The organism is Frigoribacterium sp. PvP121 (assembly GCF_017833115.1).
Classification (GTDB): domain Bacteria; phylum Actinomycetota; class Actinomycetes; order Actinomycetales; family Microbacteriaceae; genus Frigoribacterium; species Frigoribacterium endophyticum.
Genome location: NZ_JAFIBR010000001.1, coordinates 80,395 through 99,300, shown reverse-complemented (window position 1 = coordinate 99,300; position 18,906 = coordinate 80,395). Strand labels below are relative to the sequence as shown.

Annotated in this window: 21 protein-coding genes and 1 tRNA gene; 10 read left to right on the top strand and 12 right to left on the bottom strand. The window is 73.6% G+C overall.

The annotated features are described in order from the left end of the window. Positions 1 to 326 precede the first annotated feature (326 nt). Entirely contained in the window at positions 327 to 608 is a 282-nt protein-coding gene (locus JOE43_RS00435) for a hypothetical protein (protein ID WP_209513817.1), read from the bottom strand. A gap of 76 nt (positions 609 to 684) precedes the next feature. Between JOE43_RS00435 and JOE43_RS00430 the strand changes: the two genes are divergently transcribed. Beyond that, a complete protein-coding gene (locus JOE43_RS00430; RefSeq protein ID WP_209513815.1) occupies positions 685 to 930 on the top strand; it encodes a hypothetical protein in 246 nt (81 codons plus the stop codon). On the opposite strand, the gene JOE43_RS15790 is transcribed toward JOE43_RS00430, so the two are convergent. After that, positions 927 to 2,111, bottom strand: a complete 1,185-nt coding sequence (locus JOE43_RS15790; RefSeq protein ID WP_209513814.1) for an FUSC family protein — start codon at positions 2,109 to 2,111, stop codon at positions 927 to 929. The two genes, JOE43_RS00430 and JOE43_RS15790, sit on opposite strands and share 4 nt — an antisense overlap. Positions 2,112 to 2,214: 103 nt before the next feature. On the opposite strand from JOE43_RS15790, the gene JOE43_RS00420 reads away from it, so the two are divergent. Continuing rightward, on the top strand, positions 2,215 to 2,721 hold the full coding sequence (locus JOE43_RS00420) for a MarR family winged helix-turn-helix transcriptional regulator (protein ID WP_209513812.1): 507 nt from the start codon (positions 2,215 to 2,217) through the stop codon (positions 2,719 to 2,721). Between the two features lie 19 nt (positions 2,722 to 2,740). On the opposite strand, the gene JOE43_RS00415 is transcribed toward JOE43_RS00420, so the two are convergent. Beyond that, positions 2,741 to 4,177 carry a family 16 glycosylhydrolase gene (locus JOE43_RS00415; RefSeq protein ID WP_209513805.1) on the bottom strand — a complete coding sequence of 479 codons (1,437 nt, stop codon included), beginning with the start codon at positions 4,175 to 4,177 and terminating at the stop codon, positions 2,741 to 2,743. Positions 4,178 to 4,505: 328 nt separating this feature from the next. Beyond that, positions 4,506 to 4,582, bottom strand: a tRNA-Thr gene (locus JOE43_RS00410). Between the two features lie 146 nt (positions 4,583 to 4,728). Here JOE43_RS00410 and JOE43_RS00405 point away from each other — a divergent pair. Further along, entirely contained in the window at positions 4,729 to 4,911 is a 183-nt protein-coding gene (locus tag JOE43_RS00405; RefSeq protein WP_056056995.1) for a hypothetical protein, read from the top strand. 9 nt (positions 4,912 to 4,920) lie between these two features. Here JOE43_RS00405 and JOE43_RS00400 read toward each other — a convergent pair whose 3' ends face one another. Further along, positions 4,921 to 5,475, bottom strand: coding sequence for a nitroreductase family protein (locus JOE43_RS00400; RefSeq protein WP_209513803.1), 555 nt, complete (start codon positions 5,473 to 5,475; stop codon positions 4,921 to 4,923). After that, positions 5,472 to 5,909: a peptide-methionine (R)-S-oxide reductase MsrB gene (msrB, locus tag JOE43_RS00395; RefSeq protein WP_056056991.1), complete on the bottom strand. Its 438-nt coding sequence runs from the start codon at positions 5,907 to 5,909 to the stop codon at positions 5,472 to 5,474. The genes JOE43_RS00400 and msrB overlap by 4 nt, the downstream gene beginning before the upstream one ends. 100 nt (positions 5,910 to 6,009) lie before the next feature. Between msrB and JOE43_RS00390 the strand changes: the two genes are divergently transcribed. The 5 genes from JOE43_RS00390 to groL all read left to right on the top strand — a co-directional run bounded on the left by JOE43_RS00390 (position 6,010) and on the right by groL (position 10,347). Continuing rightward, a complete protein-coding gene (locus JOE43_RS00390) occupies positions 6,010 to 6,996 on the top strand; it encodes a DUF2332 domain-containing protein (RefSeq protein ID WP_209513801.1) in 987 nt (328 codons plus the stop codon). A gap of 77 nt (positions 6,997 to 7,073) precedes the next feature. Further along, positions 7,074 to 7,367: a DUF3263 domain-containing protein gene (locus JOE43_RS00385; RefSeq protein ID WP_209513799.1), complete on the top strand. Its 294-nt coding sequence runs from the start codon at positions 7,074 to 7,076 to the stop codon at positions 7,365 to 7,367. A gap of 20 nt (positions 7,368 to 7,387) precedes the next feature. Further along, positions 7,388 to 8,020 carry a LytR C-terminal domain-containing protein gene (locus JOE43_RS00380; RefSeq protein ID WP_209513797.1) on the top strand — a complete coding sequence of 211 codons (633 nt, stop codon included), beginning with the start codon at positions 7,388 to 7,390 and terminating at the stop codon, positions 8,018 to 8,020. Positions 8,021 to 8,332: 312 nt separating this feature from the next. Next, positions 8,333 to 8,536 (top strand): cold-shock protein, encoded by a 204-nt coding sequence (locus JOE43_RS00375; RefSeq protein WP_056056985.1) that lies wholly within the window; start codon positions 8,333 to 8,335, stop codon positions 8,534 to 8,536. Positions 8,537 to 8,727: 191 nt separating this feature from the next. Beyond that, positions 8,728 to 10,347, top strand: coding sequence for a chaperonin GroEL (groL, locus tag JOE43_RS00370; RefSeq protein WP_056056983.1), 1,620 nt, complete (start codon positions 8,728 to 8,730; stop codon positions 10,345 to 10,347). Positions 10,348 to 10,618: 271 nt separating this feature from the next. Here the strand turns inward: groL and JOE43_RS00365 are convergent, their stop codons facing one another. The 6 genes from JOE43_RS00365 to JOE43_RS00340 form a co-directional block, all read right to left on the bottom strand. Continuing rightward, positions 10,619 to 12,370, bottom strand: a complete 1,752-nt coding sequence (locus JOE43_RS00365; RefSeq protein WP_209513795.1) for a cell wall metabolism sensor histidine kinase WalK — start codon at positions 12,368 to 12,370, stop codon at positions 10,619 to 10,621. 109 nt (positions 12,371 to 12,479) lie between these two features. Further along, a complete protein-coding gene (locus JOE43_RS00360; protein WP_056056979.1) occupies positions 12,480 to 13,172 on the bottom strand; it encodes a response regulator transcription factor in 693 nt (230 codons plus the stop codon). A gap of 81 nt (positions 13,173 to 13,253) precedes the next feature. Beyond that, positions 13,254 to 13,817 (bottom strand): hypothetical protein, encoded by a 564-nt coding sequence (locus tag JOE43_RS00355; protein ID WP_056056976.1) that lies wholly within the window; start codon positions 13,815 to 13,817, stop codon positions 13,254 to 13,256. Then, positions 13,814 to 15,451 carry a DNA repair helicase XPB gene (locus JOE43_RS00350; RefSeq protein WP_056056974.1) on the bottom strand — a complete coding sequence of 546 codons (1,638 nt, stop codon included), beginning with the start codon at positions 15,449 to 15,451 and terminating at the stop codon, positions 13,814 to 13,816. The genes JOE43_RS00355 and JOE43_RS00350 overlap by 4 nt, the downstream gene beginning before the upstream one ends. A gap of 67 nt (positions 15,452 to 15,518) precedes the next feature. Then, a complete protein-coding gene (locus tag JOE43_RS00345; protein WP_209513793.1) occupies positions 15,519 to 17,387 on the bottom strand; it encodes a helicase-associated domain-containing protein in 1,869 nt (622 codons plus the stop codon). A 39-nt stretch (positions 17,388 to 17,426) separates the two neighbouring features. Further along, complete coding sequence (locus JOE43_RS00340; RefSeq protein WP_209513790.1) at positions 17,427 to 17,705, bottom strand: hypothetical protein; 279 nt, start codon at positions 17,703 to 17,705, stop codon at positions 17,427 to 17,429. Positions 17,706 to 17,856: 151 nt separating this feature from the next. On the opposite strand from JOE43_RS00340, the gene JOE43_RS00335 reads away from it, so the two are divergent. Both JOE43_RS00335 and JOE43_RS00330 read left to right on the top strand, forming a co-directional pair. Further along, entirely contained in the window at positions 17,857 to 18,234 is a 378-nt protein-coding gene (locus JOE43_RS00335; RefSeq protein ID WP_056056967.1) for a cold-shock protein, read from the top strand. Further along, positions 18,227 to 18,862 carry a DUF3027 domain-containing protein gene (locus tag JOE43_RS00330; protein ID WP_209513783.1) on the top strand — a complete coding sequence of 212 codons (636 nt, stop codon included), beginning with the start codon at positions 18,227 to 18,229 and terminating at the stop codon, positions 18,860 to 18,862. The genes JOE43_RS00335 and JOE43_RS00330 overlap by 8 nt, the downstream gene beginning before the upstream one ends. The last annotated feature ends 44 nt before the right edge of the window (positions 18,863 to 18,906 follow it).

The following is an 18,906-nucleotide window of genomic DNA, read 5'->3' as shown; positions in this document are numbered from 1 at the left end:
GCCAGGTTGCCGGGGCACAGACATGCCGATCAGGGCATGGACGGGGCACGGGAGGCGTGGGTCTGCCGACCGCGACGGCGCGTCCCGCGGGCCCTGCCGACGTCTGCGCTCCGGTGCTCGGCGGACGGGCGGAGCAGAAGTGGTCGCCGAGAACGCTCCTCCACTCTGGAGTGGAACAGCCGGACGCGAGTCGTGCCGGTGACATGGTGCTCCTCCGCTCCGGAGTGGATCAGCGATGCCGGACCGCCCCACGGCGGGCCCGGTCGAGCGCCCTCGCCCGAGCCGAGCCGAGCCGAGCCGAGCTGAGCCGCGCCGGCCCGGGTCGATCAGGCGTGCGGACCCCGGGGCAGCTTCACGACCCGGCGCCGGTCGTCGCGCGACCACCACACGAGGTCGGCGACCGCCCACACCACGGCCCCGGCGACGGCGAGCAGCACGACGACCGTGACGACGGTCACCGATCCACCGCCGACGGCCAGGGCGGCGACGATGCTCGCCGCGACGAGCAGCGCGCAGACGATCGTGACGACGGGGCGCACCAGGCCGCCCTGCTTCGTCAGCAGCCAGTTCGGCACGTCGGGGTCGATCTCGACAGTCTTCCGTCTCACGGGGCCAGGCTACGGGGCCGACCCGGCCCGCGCCTTAGGGGCTCTGCTGCCCGTCGGGTCGACTACGGTCGTCGGCATGAGCGAGCTGCGCCGACCCTGGTTCACCCTGACCAAGACGGGGTCGGTGCTGCCGCCCGCGCTCGAGATCGCGGTCGGGCTGCTCGGCCTGGTCGTGCAGGTGCTGACCCTCACGAGCGACCGGGAGACACCGGGCACCACCGTGATCGTCATGGTGGTCGCCGTGGCGCTGATCGCCCAGGGCGTCGCCGACCTCGTCTGGTGGGGCCGTGACGGCCGCCGCGAGGCTGTCCGCCAGGGCTAGCTCGCCCGACTCGACGCCGGGCCGGGAGCAGCCGTCCCCGCCGTCGTCGCCCCGACCGGCGCAGCCGCCGGCGGCAGGGCGGCCCGCCGCAGCCGGTGCGTCGCCAGCAGCAGCAGCACCGCCACGCCGACGCCCACGCCGGTGTCGACCGCCCGCCAGACCACCAGCGGCGCGATGTCGACCGGCCCGGCCAGGGCCCGCATGCCGAGGGCCATCGGCGTGATGAACAGCAGGGTCAGCCCGTAGTTGCGGGCGACGACGAGCTCCGCGGCGAACTGCAGCACGCCGAAGGCGACGATCAGGCCGACCTCCCCGGGGCGGAGCGCGAGCAGCGCGGCCGCGACGCCTACGCCGAGCAGCGTGCCGACGAGCCGGTGGCCGGCCCGCACGAGCTGGGTCGACGTGGCCCGGCCGACCACCGGCACGACCGCCGACACCATCGCCCAGTACGGGTTCTCGAAGCCCAACCCGACGCTCACGAGGCCCGCCACGAGGCTGCCGACGAGGCAGACCGCGGCGTGCAGCAGCGCCCGACGGCGGTCGAGGGCCGGGGCGGGCGCGGCCGTGCGGGCGCGGGCGGCCCGGTCGCGCCGCCGCCCGGAGGGCAGCAGCAGCACGGCCGCCGACGCCACGAGGGCCACGAGCAGGCTCGCCGGGGCGACCACCGCGGCGACGCCCACGGACGAGGAGGCGGCGGGCAGGAACGCGCACACGCCGAGCCCGAAGACGGGGAAGAGGGGCCCCGGGGGAGCCCACCGCCGCACGTCGGCGATCAGCGACCCGACGCCCGCGACCGCCGCGATGACGACCACGACGAGCACGACGTCGGCCCCGCTCGTCGAGAGCGCGGCGCCGAGCACCACGCAGGCGACGAGGACGGCCCCGGCCTCGAGCTGCATCCGCAGCCGCGGGCCCACGGGCAGCCCGCGGCCGAAGGCCGACGCGAAGGCGCCGAACACGGCGTAGGGCGCCCAGGCGAGGTGGCCCGTGGCCGCGAGCACGACGAGCGGGAGCACGACGCTGACGGCGACCCGCGCCGCCGGCACGTGGGCGCCGTCGTGCGGGCCGAGGCGGACGAAGTCGCGAGGGCGGGGGAGCACGGTCGGCCGGGCCTCGGCGGAGGAGGCGGTCGGAGCGGAGGCGGACGAGCTGGCGGCGGGTTCGGGGCGGGACGGTGCCACGGGTGTCCTCTCGACGACGGTGGGCGTTCGTCGTCGAACTGCTTCACGGGTGAAATAGATGGTTGTCGGTAGTTTACCCGTGAACCACCGCTACCCTCGACGCGTGAGCCCCGCCGACCCCGCCACCGGTCCCGACGCGATCGAGCGCGTCCACGACCGCTGGCGGCGCCTCCGGCCCGACCTCGACGTGTCGCCGCTGCTCGTCGTCGGCCGCGTGACGCGCCTGGGCCGCCTGATCCAGCGACGCAGCGACGAGCTGCTGCGCGAGCTCGGGCTCGGGCGGGCCGACTTCGACGTGCTCGCCGCCCTCGTGCGCCACGACGCGCCCCTGACCCCGACGGCCCTGGCCGACGAGACGCTGCTGTCGGCGCCCGCCGTCACCAAGCGCCTCCGCGTGCTGCTCGACGCCGGCCTCGTGGCGCGGGAGGCCAACCCGGCCGACGGCCGCGGCTGGCTGGTCGTGCCGACGGAGCCGGGGCGCCGACGGCTCGCCGAGGCCCTGGACGTGCAGGTCGCCGCCGAGGCCGCGATGATCGCGGGCCTCGACGGCGACGAGCGGGACGCCCTGCTGCGGGGCCTCCCGGCCCTGCTGCGCGAGCTCGAGGGCTAGCGCCCGGGGCGGGCGCCGGTCAGCGTCGCTCGCAGACCAGGCCGTCGCGGTCGACGTCGAGCCTCGAGTTCGCGGCGTAGACGGTCGCCGAGACGGTCGTGCCGGCGGGCTGGGCGAGGGTCCGCGTGCCCACCTGGTCGCGGGAACTGGTGCTCTTCGCGACGCCGGCCGGGTGCTCGGAGTTCAGGGCGCCGCAGCTGAAGTACGTCGTCGGGAGCACCAGCAGCGACGCGGAGGTGCGGGAGGCGGTGGTGTAGCCGGCCGCCGACCCCGTCGCCACGACGGTGACGCGACGATCGACGTCGCCCGCCCTGACGCTGAACGTGCTGCCGGTCGCGCCGGGCACCGGGGTGCCGTCGACCCGCCACGACCAGGTGACCGCCGTGCCCGGGGTCCAGCCGTCGGCGCTCGCCCGCAGGGTGGAGCCCACCTTGACGTCGCCCCTGACCGTCGGGGTCGTGGTCGTCAGGGCCTTGGGGGCCGGCGCCGGAGCGGGGGTCGGCTTCGGGGCGGGCGCGGGAGTCGGGGTGGGCGCGGGAGTGGGCGTGGGCGTGGGCGTGGGCTTCGGTGCCGGTGCCGGTGCCGGTGTCGGTGCCGGCGCGGTCACCGGCGCGCTGGTCGCGGTCGACGGTGCGTAGGAGTACTGCGACACCCAGTCGATCTGCAGGTGGCCGTCGACCGACGCCGCCGGCTTCGTGCCGTCGGTGGCCGTCTGCAGCACCCAGTGCATCGGCGTGCGGGGGACGTTCGTCGTGGTCGTCGCGACCGTGACGCCGTCGAGCAGGTAGCTGATGCGCCCGGGGGTCCAGTCGATCGTGTACGTGTGCCAGGCCTGGTACGAGACGCCCGTGTCGTGCACGAGGTCGTTGTTCCACGGGGTGCCGAGCTGGTGGTTGTAGGCGTGCGTCGTGCCCTCGAGACCGCCCTCGGGGAAGTTGATCTCGCCGTTGGCCCACACGTTCTCGTCGTCCCAGAGCAGGAAGGCGGTGCCGTAGCCGGGGAGGGCGTCGGCGCGCATGCGCACGGAGTAGCGCCCGTAGGTCTGGCCGCCCCACTGCCCGTTCACCAGCGGGATGGGCGCGGCCGAGCGCGGCACCCCGTCGGCGCCCGTGTGCAGGTGCATGTCGAGCAGCCCGCCGCTGACCGAGAGGGTGTCGGCGTCGTAGGCGCCGATCTTCCAGGTGTCGGGGAACCCGTCGTACGTCATCCACTGCGACGCGTACGGCCCGGGGAAGGAACCGGCGGCGAGCGGCGTGCTGAAGTCGTCCTTCAGCACCTGCTTCCAGCCGGGCAGGTCGCCGGTGACGAGGGTGGTGGAGGCGGCGGCCGCGTCGAGGGTCGTGGTGGCGGCCGATGCGCTGGCCGTGCTCGCCGCGACGAGGCCGGTGGCGACGACGAGGCCGGCCGTGACGGCGGCGACGACCGGGATGCCCCGGCGGTGGTGACGGGTGTTCATGGCGTGGTGGACCCTTCCGTGGCGTGTGGGAAGGGCAAGCGGGTGCGCGTCGAGCGGGTGGCCTGCGCCGCGGGGCTCGGAGGAGTTGATCGCGACGACGGGCCGGGGAGGAGCTCACGCCGGGGAGGTCGGGTCCCTGGCGTGCTCCCAGCGTGCTCCGTGCCGCCGGCGGCCGTCAGCCCCAGCTCGGGTCGCCCTCGCGCGGGGGTGCGCGACGGGGTCTGTCGGCATCGGTGTACCCCGGTCGCCGCGGAGACGGCGCGTCGGGAGGCTCAGCGCCGGGGACGGGAGAGGCCCCGTGCCGCCGGGGAGGCGGGCACGGGGCCGGTGGAGCCGCCTGTCGGATTCGAACCGACGACCTTCGCTTTACAAGAGCACTGCGCTACCGGACTGCGCCAAGGCGGCGGGCTCCGCCATCCTACCGACCACGGCGCCCGTCGCGGGGCGTGCCGCCGAGGCCCGGGCGAGGATTGGCGCGGGCGACGGCGACGTGGTGAAGTAGACGGGCGGCGTCGGCCGCGCGCCACCGCCCGTGACGACGAGGAGCCACCATGACCAACATCCTGACCGCGATCGGATCGATCGTGCTGCTCTTCGTGAGCTTCGCGCTCTTCGCCTACTCGTTCGGCTCGGGCGAGCCCAACGCGCTCGTCTTCTTCGCCGGCATCGTGCTGATGACGGCGTCGTTCGGCATCCCGATGACCGTCCTGGGCAACAGCCGCCGCACCTGGTAGCGGCCGCCGTCAGTCCGCGGTCAGCGGCCTGACGAAGTCGGCCGGGTCGAGCAGGCGGCGCGGCTTGGCCTCGCGCTCGCCGTGGCCCCCGACGTACAGCCATCCCAGGAGCTTCTCGTCGCCCGTGAGGCCGTGGGCGGCCTGCACGACCGGGTGACGGGTCTCCGACCCGGTCTTCCAGATCACGCCCCAGCCCTCGTCGTCGAGCACGAGCGACAGCAGGTGCGCGACGCCCGAGGCGACAGACTCCTGCTCCCACTCGGGCACCTTCCGGCTCTCCACCGGCGACGACACCACCGCGATGACGAGCGGCGCGCGGAGCGACTTCTCCTCCGCCTTGCGGGTCGACTTCTCGTCGGCCCCGGTCGCCGCCGACAGCGACCGGCCGATCACGCGGCGGTCCTCGCCGCGCAGCTCGACGAGCCGCCACGGGTGCAGGCCGGAGTGGTCGGCCACCGTCGACGCGGCCTCGACGTAGCTGAGCAGCTGCTCGCGCGTCGGGGCCTCGTCGGTGACCTTCGACCGTGACCGTCGCCGACGGGCAGCGTCGGCGACGCCGGTCACTTCGAGTCCGTCGAGGCGGCGTCGCCCTCGGTGAACGACAGCGAGATCGAGTTCATGCAGTAGCGGTCGCCGGTCGGGGTGCCGAAGCCGTCGGGGAAGACGTGGCCGAGGTGCGAGCCGCAGTTCGCGCAGCGGACCTCGGTGCGGACCATGCCGAGGCTGGAGTCCTCGATCAGGTCGACGGCGTCGGGCCGGACGGACTCGTAGAAGCTCGGCCAGCCGCAGCCGCTGTCGAACTTGGTGCCACTCTTGAAGAGCTCGGCGCCGCAGGCGGCACAGGCGTAGGTGCCGGCGCGCTCCTCGTCGAGCAGCTCGCCCGTCCACGGGCGCTCCGTCGCGGCCTGGCGGAGCACCGAGTACTCCTCCGGGGTGAGCTCGCGGCGCCATTCTTCGTCGGTCTTCTCGACCTTGTAGGTGCTGTTGTCGTTCGTCATGGGTGCACTCCTGACACGTTCGGGGACTCCTCATCCAACACTGCCCCGCTGAGCCCCATTCCCCGGGTGACGCCCCGCGGCGCTCCCTAGACTCGGGCCCGTGACGCTCGCCGACCGCTTCCTCGCCTACTCGGCGCAGGCCGCCGCCGAGGGGTCGCCCGGCTGGGCCGAGCTGGCCGCGGGCCTCGCCTCCGACGACGCCGCGCGGGCCGTCGTCGAGAGGGCGCCGGAGTCGCGGCGCCAGCCCGTCCTGGTGCTCGCGACGTGCCGGTGGCTGGGCGCGCCCCCGGGGCCCTGGCCGCGCCTCCGGAGCTGGCTGCTCGACCACGCCGACGCCCTGGTCGCGGAGCTCGGCCGACGCTCGGTGCAGACGAACGACGTGCGCCGGAGCGGCCCGGTCTCGCTCGCCCTGGCCCGCCTCGACGAGCCGGTCGCCCTTCTCGAGGTGGGGGCCTCGGCCGGTCTCTGCCTGCTGCCCGACCTCGTCTCGTACCGCGCGGGCGACGTCCGCTGGGGCGACCCGCACAGCCCGGTCGAGCTGACCCTGGACGTGACGGACGGCCGCGGTGACGCCGCACCCGGCGGAGCGGGCACCGGTCTCGGCGCGGTCGAGCTGCCGGAGGTGGTCTGGCGTGCCGGGCTCGACCTCGACCCCGTCGACGTCCGCGACGACGAGGCCGTCGCCTGGCTGCGTGCGCTGCTGCCGCCGGGGGCGACGGAGCGGGCCGACCTGCTCGAGCGAGCGGTCGCGCTCGCCCGCACCGCGCCTCCCCGGGTCGCCCGCGGCGACGCCGTCGACGACCTCGAGGCCCTCGCGGCGACGGCGCCCGCCGACGCACGCCTCGTGGTCGTCTCGACCGGCACGCTCGTCTACCTGCCCGGCAGGCGACGACAGCAGTTCGTCGACACGGTCAGGGGGCTCGGCGCCACCTGGGTCTCGTACGAGCGGATCGGCCTGCTCGACGACGTCGGGCCCGTCGACCCAGGCGTCGTCGAGCGCACGTCGGCGTTCGCGGTCCTCGCCCTCGACGGGCGGCCGCTCGCCGTCGGCGACGCCCACGGCACCCGCCTCGCGACCGTCGGCTGAACGGGCCGAACCGCGCCCCGCCTCCCCGGCCACGGCCCGCGCCGACGTTATGGTGACGAGGATCGAGAGGGCAGGACGTGACCGACGAGGGCAGCAGGAGCACCGGCGTGCGACCGGGCGCGCTGTCGACCCTCGACCGCGCGATCCTCGACCTGGAGCAGTCGCCGCCGGCCACGCCGGGGCAGAAGGAGGCGCTGATCCGACGAGAGCTCGGGCTCGGCGTCGCGCGCTACCAGCAGTTGCTCAACTCCCTCATCGACCGACCTGCTGCACTGGCCTACGCGCCCCTGGTGGTCGGTCGCCTGCAGCGACTGCGCGACCAGCGCGCCCGGGCCCGCGCCGACCGCTCGTTCGGGCCCACGCCCCGCTGACCCGGAAGACCACGGAGACCATGCCGAAGTACCCCCGCGACCGTTTCGACGAGGTGCCCCGCGACCTGGAGAGGGTCGGGGCGCACCGCTCCGAGCCCCGCCGGGGGCGCGGCTGGGTGGTCGTCGCCTGGGCGGCCCTCGCCACCGGGCTGCTCGTCGGCGCCGGCGTCGTCGCCCTGGGCGTCCTGAACGACAGCTTCCAGTTCGTCGCCCCCAGCGCGACCAGCTCGGCCGAGGCCGGCGACGGCGCGACCGAGCCCGCCGACGCGGCCACCGACGACGCTCAGGGCGCGACCGACGGGGCCACCGAGGCCGCCGGCGAGACGCCCGCCGTGACGCCGACCCCGACGGCCACCGCGGCCGACCCCTCCGACGTGCCGGCCTCGACGACGATCGCCGTGCTCAACGCCACCACGACCAGCGGCCTCGCGGGCCGGGCCGCGACGACGCTCGACACCGCCGGCTGGACGGTCGGCAGCCAGGGCAACGCGCCCGAGCGCTCCGCCACCTCCACCGTCTACTACGCGACCGCGGCCGACCGCGCGGCCGCGCTCGGCGTCGCCGAGTCGCTCGGCGTCGACGCGACGCAGCAGAGCACGGCCTTCCCGGGGGCGACGATCACCGTCGTGCTCGGCACCGACTTCTCGTCGTAGCGGGCGAGCGCGGGGGGCGACGCGACCGGGGCCGGGCCCCGCTCCGCGCCTCCTCGGGGGCCTCCTCGTGCCCTTTCTGTTTCGGGCGTGTAAAGGATCGGGCCGACGGGCGCCCGCGGGTTCGTTCTGCGGCCTTCGGGGCTGTCGTCGGCGCCGGGGGCCGCACTAGCATCTGGTCTTGGTCGCCCCCTACGGCCCGGCCGCCCCGCCCCGAACGAGCGAGGCTGCACCGTTCGGGTGCGCAGGCCACTGCGTCGACCCGGCCCCGGCACCGACCGGCCGCCGTACGAACACAGCAAGGGGAGCAGCACCATGGCACACGGGACCGTCAAGTGGTTCAACGCGGAGAAGGGCTTCGGCTTCATCACGGTCGAGGGAGGCGGGCAGGACGTCTTCGTGCACTACTCGGCCATCGACATGAGCGGCTACAAGGTGCTCGAGGAGGGCCAGGCGGTCGTCTTCGAGGTGGGCACCGGGAGCAAGGGTCCGCAGGCGGAGTCGGTGCGGCTCGCCTGAGCCCGGCCCCTCCGTCGCGACGCCGTCCGCCCCTCGTGGGGCGGGCGGCGTCGTCGCGCCCGGGGGCTCGCCGTGGGCCTGCCCGGACGGCTTGCACTCACAAGGTGGGAGTGCCAGAATCGCTCTGGCACTCGCCGCAGGTGAGTGCCAAGTACCTCTGCTTCATGACGTCCGGGAGGGACGAGTAACACATGGCTAAGATCATTGCTTTTGACGAAGAGGCCCGTCGTGGCCTCGAGCGTGGCCTGAACATCCTGGCCGACGCGGTGAAGGTCACGCTCGGCCCCCGCGGCCGCAACGTCGTCCTCGAGAAGAAGTGGGGCGCCCCCACCATCACGAACGACGGCGTCTCCATCGCCAAGGAGATCGAGCTCGACGACCCGTTCGAGAAGATCGGTGCCGAGCTCGTCAAGGAGGTCGCCAAGAAGACCGACGACGTCGCCGGCGACGGCACCACCACCGCCACCGTCCTCGCCCAGGCGCTCGTCCGTGAGGGCCTCCGCAACGTCGCCGCCGGCGCCGACCCCATCTCGCTCAAGCGCGGCATCGAGAAGGCCGCCGCCGCGGTCTCCGCTCAGCTGCTCGCCGACGCGAAGGACATCGAGACCAAGGAGCAGATCGCGGCGACCGCCTCGATCTCCGCCGCCGACCCCACCATCGGTGCGCTCATCGCCGAGGCGATCGACAAGGTCGGCAAGGAGGGCGTCGTCACCGTCGAGGAGTCGAACACCTTCGGCACCGAGCTCGAGCTGACCGAGGGCATGCGCTTCGACAAGGGCTACCTGTCGCAGTACTTCGTCACCGACCCCGAGCGCCAGGAGGCCGTCTTCGAGGACGCCTACGTGCTCATCGTCAACTCGAAGATCTCGAACATCAAGGACCTCCTGCCGATCGTCGACAAGGTCATCCAGTCGGGCAAGCAGCTCCTCATCATCGCGGAGGACGTCGACGGCGAGGCCCTGGCCACGCTCGTCGTGAACAAGATCCGCGGCATCTTCAAGTCGGTCGCCGTCAAGGCCCCCGGCTTCGGCGACCGCCGCAAGGCGCAGCTGCAGGACATCGCCATCCTCACCGGTGGCCAGGTCATCGCGGAAGAGGTCGGCCTCAAGCTCGAGAACGCCACGCTCGACCTGCTCGGCCGTGCCCGCAAGGTCGTCATCACGAAGGACGAGACCACGATCGTCGAGGGTGCCGGCGACGCCGAGCAGATCGCCGGCCGCGTGCGTCAGATCCGCAGCGAGATCGAGGCGACCGACAGCGACTACGACCGCGAGAAGCTCCAGGAGCGCCTCGCCAAGCTCGCCGGCGGCGTCGCCGTCATCAAGGCGGGTGCCGCGACCGAGGTGGAGCTCAAGGAGCGCAAGCACCGCATCGAGGACGCCGTCCGCAACGCGAAGGCCGCCGTCGAGGAGGGCATCGTCGCCGGTGGTGGCGTCGCGCTCATCCAGGCCGGCAAGACCGCTCTCGCCGAGCTGCAGCTCGAGGGCGACGAGGCGACCGGGGCGAACATCGTCCGCGTCGCGATCGACGCTCCTCTGAAGCAGATCGCCTTCAACGCGGGCATGGAGCCCGGCGTCGTCGCCGACAAGGTCCGCGGCCTCCCGATCGGTCACGGCCTCAACGCCGCGACCGGCGAGTACGTCGACATGATCGCCGCCGGCATCATCGACCCGGCCAAGGTGACCCGCTCTGCCCTGCAGAACGCCGCCTCCATCGCTGGTCTGTTCCTGACCACCGAGGCCGTCGTCGCCGAGAAGCCCGAGAAGAACCCGGCCCCGGCCGGCGACCCCACGGGTGGCATGGACTTCTAGTCCGTACGGTTCCACGCTCAAGGGCGGTTCCCCTCCGGGGGAGCCGCCCTTCGGCGTCCCCGGGGTCGCTGAAGAACGCGAGCGATCCGTCCGCCGTCGACCAGATCACGGGGATCCCCGGCGTTCGACCGCCCGATCGCTCTCAGATCACGACAGGGCGGACGTCGGGTGAGCGGGCGGGCGTGCCGGAGGGACGCGAGCCGCGAGGCGGGGTCGGGCAGGCCGGAGGCGTGCCGGCGCCGCGATCGGGACGGAGCGGGGGAGGCGCGGGCTAGGCGAGCGAGACGGAGCCGGGGGAGGCGGGGGCCTGGCCGGGCACGCCGGTCGCCGGCGTCTCGGGCGGGACGCCGTTCTCGGGGAAGAGCGGCAGGGCCACGCGGAAGGTGGCACCGCCGCCGGGGGTGTCGAAGACGTCGACGCTGCCCCGGTGAGCCGCCACGATGCCCGACACGATCGCGAGCCCGAGGCCCGAGCCGCCGGTGTCGCGGGTGCGCGACGAGTCGGCGCGCCAGAACCGCTGGAAGATCTTCTCGCGGATCTGCGGCGGGATGCCCTCGCCGTGGTCGACGATGTCGATCGTCGCCACGCCCCGGCCGGGGTCGGACTGCACGACGAGCTCGATCGGGCTGTCGTGCTCCGTGAAGCGCATGGCGTTGCCCATCAGGTTCGTGATCACCTGGCGCAGCTTGTTCTCCTCGCCGAGCACGACGGCGGGCGCCTCCGGGCCGTGGCCAGCCGTGCCGTCGCCGGTGCCGGCGGCGGCCTCGTCGGCGGCCCGCGTGGCGCGGGCGCGGAGGCTGCGCAGCCGGGCGAGGGTCGCACCCGCGAACGACACGGGGCCCGTCGCCCCGGGGTCGAGGGCCGTCTCGGGCACGGTGGCGGGCGCGTCCGGGCCGACGGGCGCCTCCTCGCCGGTCTCCGACACAACCGGGTCGTGCACGATCACCGCGATGTCGCGGTCGGGGTTCGACGCCATGGTGTCGAGGGCGGAGTCGCGGGCGATGGTCACGAGGTCGACCGGGCCCAGCTCGAGCGGCTTCGACTCGTCGAGGCGCGCCAGCGCCAGGAGGTCCTGGACGAGCACGCCCATGCGGATCGCCTCCTTCTCGATGCGGTCCATCGCCTGGGCGACGTCCTCCGGCTTCGTGAGGGCGCCCATCCGGTACAGCTCGGCGTAGCCGCGGAGGCTGACGAGGGGCGTGCGCAGCTCGTGGCTCGCGTCGCCGACGAACCGGCGCATCTGGTCGATGGTGCGCGCCCGGTCGTCGAACGCGCTGTCGATCCGGCTCAGCATGGAGTTCAGCGAGCGGTTGAGGCGGCCGACCTCGGTGTTGGGCGTCGTCGAGTCGAGCCGCTGGCTGAAGTCGCCGTCGGCGAACCGGGCCGCGGTCGCCTCGACGTCGCGCAGCGGGGAGAAGGTCGAGGTGACGAGCAGGCGGGTGAGCGCGGCGCCGAGCACGACGACCGAGACGCCGAAGCCCAGGAAGATGCCGCTGAACCGCCCGATCAGGGCCGTCGTGACGGCGAGGTTCGTGCCGGTGACGATGGTCGCGTCGATGCGCTCGACCGACCCGCCCGACGTCGTCTGCAGCGTGGTGTTGTAGGCGAAGACCCGCCACTGCTGGTCGTGGGCCTCGTTGAAGACGCTCTCGGCCTCGTCGTTGGTCTCGTCGGCGGGGATGTGCACCGACGAGAGGTCGGGCGCCGTGCCCGCGGCCAGCTCGTCGCTGTTGTCGCAGATCTGGGTGCCGTCGGCCCGGTAGAGGGCGACGTAGCTGCTCCGCGTGTCGCCGAACGTGACCGTGCACGACTGCGCGTTCGTCGTGTTCGGCGTCGCCCCGGTGAAGCCCTTGGCCGCGGCCTCGAGCGACATGTCGACCTGGCCGTAGAGGTAGGTGCTCAGCACGGTCATCGTGCCGAGGCCGGCGACGAGCAGCCCGAGGGTCACCAGCGTGACCGTGATGCCGGTGATCTTCGTGCGGATGGAGATCTCGTTCCACCACTGCGACAGGCGTGCGTGCATAGAGGGGTCAATCTAGCGCGAGGCGCCTGGGAGCCGGTGAGGCCCCCAGGCGCCCGGGAGAGTGCTGGAGCGGGGAGTGCGCCGCCGACGATGTCGGGGCGCGGGCGGCTCAGGCCTTGGCGGCCTTGAGCATGTAGCCGAAGCCGCGCTTGGTCTGGATGATCGGCTCGGCCGAGAACTGGTCGAGCTTGCGACGCAGGTACGAGATGTAGCTCTCGACGATGCCGGCGTCGCCGTTGAAGTCGTACTCCCACACGTGGTCGAGGATCTGGGCCTTCGACAGCACGCGGTTGGGGTTGAGCATCAGGTAGCGGAGCAGCTTGAACTCGGTCGGGCTGAGCTCGATCGCGGTGTCGCCGATCGTGACCTCGTGGGTGTCCTGGTCCATGGTGAGCTCGCCGGCGCGGATGATCGCGTCCTCGTCCTCGTTCATGGTGCGACGGAGGATCGCCTTGATGCGGGCCACGATCTCGTCGAGGCTGAACGGCTTCGTCACGTAGTCGTCGCCGCCGACCGTGAGGCCGGTGATCTTGTCCTCCGTGTCGTCCTTCGCGGTGAGGAAGAGGATGGGCGACGTGTAGCCCGACGAGCGGAGGCGCTTGGTCACGCCGAAGCCGTTCATGTCGGGCAGCATCACGTCGAGGATGATCAGGTCGGGCTCCTCCTCGAGCACGGCCGAGATGGCCTGCGCGCCGTTGCCGACCGCCCGCACCGCGAAGCCGGCGAAGCGCAGGCTCGTGGTCAGCAGGTCGCGGATGTTGGGCTCGTCGTCGACGATCAGGATCTTGGGGCCGTCACTCATGCACGCAAGTATCTGCGCGCCTCCTCGGTGTTGTCTGTGAGCCGAGCGCGAGTCACCCGGGTGAGCGCAGCGTGCCCGCCCTCACCGGGCCGTGTGCTCGCCGGGCCAGTCGGTGTTGGGCACGAGCGCGATGCGCGTCGTCAGCTCGAGCAGCTCGTCGGGCACGGCGAGGGTGAAGGCCACGCCGTCGCGGTGCTCGAGGACGGCGGTGTAGCCGGAGGCGCGGGCGATCTGCCACCCGGGGAAGGCCTCGACCGGGGCTGAGACGACCCGCGCCTCCTCCGCGTCGTCCAGCTCGCCGAGGGCGCTCAGGCCGGCGAAGAGGTGGTCCTTCACGGGTGAGCCGGCCAGCAGGTCGGAGCGCTCGAGCACCTCGGGGTCGGGGCTCCAGGTGACGACGCTCAGCACGGAGCCGGCGTGCAGCCCGCCCTGCACCTCGTAGCTGCGCTCGACCGAGACGACCACCGAGGCGTCCCACTCCGCGACGCGGGCCTGCTGGCCGACGAAGGCGAGGGCGTCGTGGTCGAGGGAGGCGACCAGCGGCCCGAAGGTCGCCGTCGCCGACTGGTCGGCGAGGAACACCCGCCGCAGGCTGTCGCGCCAGAGCTCGTCGTCGCCCAGCGACAGGTCGTGCGCGTCGCTCATGCCGCCAGCGCGGGGGAGTCGAGGATCGTGTAGCTGTAGCCCTGCTCGGCGAGGAAGCGCTGACGGTTCTGCGCGAACTCCTGGTCGACCGTGTCGCGACTCACGAGCGTGTAGAACGACGCGGGCAGGCCGGACTTCTTCGGGCGGAGCAGGCGACCGAGACGCTGGGCCTCCTCCTGCCGGGAGCCGAAGGAGCCGCTGACCTGGATCGCGACGGTCGCCTCGGGCAGGTCGACGGAGAAGTTCGCCACCTTCGACACGACGAGCACCTTGAGCTCGCCGTCGCGGAAGGCCTGGAAGAGCCGCTCGCGCTCGTCGATCGGGGTCGCTCCCGTGAGCGTCGGCGCGTCGAGCACGGCCGCGAGCTCGTCGAGCTGGTCGAGGTACTGGCCGATGACGAGGATCTGCTCGCCCTCGTGGCGGTGCACCAGGTGCGAGACGACGTCGAGCTTGGCGGGCGCCGTGGCGGCGAGGCGGTAGCGCTCGTCGTCGGGGGCGGCGGCGTACTCGAGCCGGTCGTGCTGGGGCAGATCGACCCGCACCTCGTAGCAGCTGGCCGGCGAGATGTAGCCCTGCGCCTCGATCTCCTTCCACGGGGCGTCGAACCGCTTCGGGCCGATCAGGCTGAAGACGTCGCTCTCGCGGCCGTCCTCGCGCACCAGCGTCGCGGTGAGGCCGAGCCGCCGCCGCGCCTGCAGCTCGGCGGTCAGCTTGAAGACCGGCGCGGGGAGCAGGTGCACCTCGTCGTAGACGACGAGGCCCCAGTCGAGGGCGTCGAGCAGCGAGAGGTGCGTGTACTGGCCGCCGCGTCGGGCGGTCAGGATCTGGTACGTCGCGATGGTGACCGGCTTGACCTCCTTGACGGAGCCCGAGTACTCGCCGATCTCGTCCTCCGTCAGCGAGGTGCGCTTGAGGAGCTCGTCACGCCACTGGCGCGCGCTCACCGTGTTCGTGACGAGGATGAGCGTCGTCGTGCCGGCCTTCGCCATCGCGCCCGCCCCGACGAGGGTCTTGCCCGCGCCGCAGGGGAGGACCACGACGCCGGAGCCGCCCTCGAAGAAGTTGTCGATGGCCTGCTGCTGGTAGCCGCGGAGCTCCCAGCCGTCGGGGTCGAGCTCGATCGCGTGCGGGGTGCCGGGGGTGTATCCGGCGTGGTCCTCCGCCGGCCAGCCGAGCTTGACCAGCTGCTGCTTGACCTCGCCGCGGGCCCAGGGCAGGAGCTCCCACTCGGTGTCGCTGCGGCGGACGCCGAGCAGCTCGCCGACCTTCTTCGCCCGGGTGACCTCGCTGAGCACCGAGGAGTCGGTGCCGCGCAGCACGAGGGCGCCCTCGTCGTCGCGCTCGATGACGATGCGGCCGTAGCGCGCGACCGTCTCGGCGATGTCGACGCTGACGCTCTGCGGCACCGGGAACTTGGAGTACTTCTCGAGCGTGCCGAGCATGTCGTCGGCCGTGTGGCCGGCGGCCCGGGCGTTCCAGAGGCCGAGTCGGGTGATGCGGTAGGTGTGGACGTGCTCGGGGGCACGCTCGAGCTCCGCGAAGACCGCGAGGTCGTGGCGGGCGTCGCCTGCGTCGGGGTGCGCGACCTCGAGCAGGACGGTTCGATCGCTCTGCACGATCAGGGGGCCGGTCATGAGGATCGAGTCTAGGCGGGGCCCCCGACACCGCTCACAGGGTGACGGGGAGCGGCCAGGTGCCGGCTCAGGTCGCGCTCGACACCGCGACGACGTGCGACAGCGGCAGCGTGCGCTCGACGTCGGACTTCTTGTCGCGACCGCGGACGCGACCGCCGCCGATGCCGGTGGGCTCCATCTCGAGGTGGGTGGTGCTGCCGTCGGGCATGGCGATCGTCACGGTGACCGTGAGCCGGCCCTTCACGGCGGCGTCGAGCTGGCGGGCGATCCAGGCGCGGTCGGTCGTCTCGGGGCTGCCGCCCGACGCCGCCGCGGCGCCGGCCTCGCGGAGGCGCTCGACCATCTCGCGGAGCGGGTCGCGGGCCTCGACCGGGGCCGGCCGCCGCGGGCGACGGCGCACCGGCGGCGCCGACTCGTCGCCGTCGGGGTCGACCAGCACGACCGGGTAGCGCTGGTCGCTGAGCGCCCAGAACACGGTCTCGCGCTCGAAGCGGCTGGCGACGCGCTGGCCGTCGAGCCGCTGCAGCCCGAGGGGCGAGAGGGCGTGGTCGACCTCGAGGGTGTCGACGTCGGAGCGCTCGACGGCGCTGACGACCGAGGCCGTGCCCTCGGGCAGGTCGGTGGCCGCGGGGTCGGCGGCGGCGACGCGGAAGCGCCCGTGCCGCTCGGCCGACTGCTGGATGAGGTACTCGAGCGGCTGCGGGATGCCCGAGAGCGAGATGCCGGAGAGGAACTCGCGCAGGCTGTCGGCCGTCTCGCCCCGGGTCAGCGCCCGCTGGATGCCGCCCTCGGTGATGCGGTAGGTGGCGGCGAGGCCGGCGCTCTCGACGTCGGCGACGACGCGGAGGCGGGCGTCGAGCGCGGGCGCGAGCGGGCCGGGCGAGACGACGGTGAGGTCGTGCTGCAGGTACACCTCGTCGATCGCGTCGGGCAGGAGCTCGGCGACGCGGGCCCGAGCGGCCTCGGGCCCCTCGCGGAAGAGCGCGACGGCGGCGGAGGTCGGCGAGCCGCCCGAGGTGAGGCCGAGCAGCTGGGCCGCCCGCTCGAAGGAGGCGAGGCGCTCGCCGATCCACGCGCCTCCGGCCGGGTAGGCCCACGCGGTGAACTCGGCCAGCGGCTCGCCCCACGAGGTCTCGACCCGCTGCGACAGCACGGCGAGGATCTCGGTCGGCAGCGTCGCGAGCCACGCCCGCGTGAGCTGCTCCCAGCGGTCGGGCCAGGAGGCGGCGAGCCAGTCGACGGCGTCGGCGGTGGTCGCGTAGCCGTCCGGCCCCGAGGCGGCGAGCCCGGCCCGTGCCGCGATCGCGAGCACGACGGGGACGTCGTCGACGTCGAGGTGGGCGGCCTCGGCCAGGCGGCGCGTCTCGGGCAGGGCGAGCCCGCCCTTGGCGAGCTCGCGGGCCGGCGAGCGGTCGAGGGCGCGCAGGATCTCGGCGACCTCGATCACCACGGCGTAGAGCCGCTCGGCCGACCGGGCGTCGACGGCGGCGCGGTCGACGTCGCCCACGCTCTCGAGCACGACGGGCGGGTGCACGGCGCCGAGCCGCGCGGGGGAGAGCTCGGGGTCGTCGTCGAGCCGCTCGCCCACGGCGTCGAGGGTGCTGAGGGAGTCGCCGGTGCGGACGGCGAGGAAGAGGTCGACGAGGTGGTCGCCGGCCGCCCGCACGCCGTCGCGGTCGACGTCGAAGACCGTGTCGAGCCGTTCCGCCAGCGCGGCGACGTCGCCGGGGACGCGCGCGGCCTGGAGCACGAGCAGCTCCGTCCGGTCGAGGCGCGTCAGCGCGTCACGGACGGACGAGGGGTCGAGCAGCGTGTCGGCGAGGTCGAAGGCGTCGTTCACCGAGGAGGCGCGGACGAGCCGCGGGGCGAGCCTCCGCACCAGCTCGTCGGGCGGGGTGTCGCGGAGGACTCCGGCGAGGTCGAGAGCACTGGACATGGGCGGGTCCTCCTGGGGGCGCGCAGCCGTCGGCTGCGGCTAGCGTGTGGTGCCTCGGGTCTCTCGACCGCGTCGGACGACGGTGGCCACGACGAAGGCGATGATGAGCAGGATCGCGACGGGGAAGCCGACCAGCGGCAGGACGGTCACCGCGGGCCAGACACCCGCCGTGTAGTCGGAGACGCCCACGAGGGCGCCGACGATGCGGGCCAGGAAGGCCAGCACGGAGAGGCCCACGACGGCGGCGATCATGGAGACCAGGACGCGTTCAGTACGATGGACGCCGCCGGACACGGTCGGGTCTTTGATCTCTGCCACGTGCACAGGATAGTGGGGCGTGCTCGGAGAGCGCGCCCTAAGCTGAGGTCTCCGTCCGGCAGACCCGGGCGGTGGAGCCCCCGGGAGCCGCGGCCGAGGCCGCGCACCCCCCACCGAGCACCGACACCAACCCCCGACGAGGAGTCACGTCATGCCCACCGGCAAGGTCAAGTTCTACGACGACGAGAAGGGCTTCGGCTTCATCACCAGCGATGACGGCGCCGAGGTGTTCCTGCACGCGTCGGCCCTGCCCGCCGGCACCGTTGGCGTCAAGGCCGGCACCCGCCTCGAGTTCGGCATCGCCGACGGCAAGCGCGGTGCCCAGGCCCTCTCCGTCCGGGTGCTCGAGGCCGCCCCGAGCCTCGCCAAGATGAACCGTCGCTCCGCCGACGACATGGCCGTCATCGTCGAGGACCTCGTGAAGGTGCTCGACAAGGCCGGCGGCGACCTGCGCCACGGCCGCTACCCGCAGAACGGCGCCCGCATCGCCGTGCTGCTCCGCACCGTCGCGGACTCGTTCGATGTCTGACGCCGCCGCGCAGCCGACCGGGTCGGCCCACGCCGAGCTCGCTCGCCGGGCGCTCACCGAGATCACCCCGCCCGACACCATCGGCGCCGAGCTCGAGCCGGTCGACGAGGTCGACGGCGTCGTCAGCGTGCGCTTCGCCACGCTGCTGCCCGGCTACCCGGGCTGGGCGTGGACGGTCAGCGTCGCGCAGGTCGAGGGCGAGGAGCCCACCGTGCTCGAGGTCGAGCTGCTGCCCGGCGACGACGCCCTCGTCGCGCCCGAGTGGGTGCCGTGGGCCGACCGCCTCGCCGCCCAGGGGGCGGACGACGAGTCCGACGAGGACGAGGACGACGAGTCTGACGAGGACGACGAGTCTGACGACGACGACGAGTCTGACGACGACTCGGACGACGACGACGACTCGGACGACGACGACGACGACGACTCGGACGACGACGAGCCCCAGGCGGTCGTGCACGGGGGCGACGTCGACGGCGTCGACATCGACGGGCTCGACGCCCACGACCGCTCGGACGACGACGGCGACGACTCCGACGACGACGACGACGACTCCGACGACGACGATGCCGTCTCCGAGGCCGCGCCCCGCGAGGAGAGCGCACCGCGCCGTCGTCGCCGCCGCCGCTGACCCCGTCGACCCGACCCGCGACTCCTCGGGCCCTGGGCCCACGA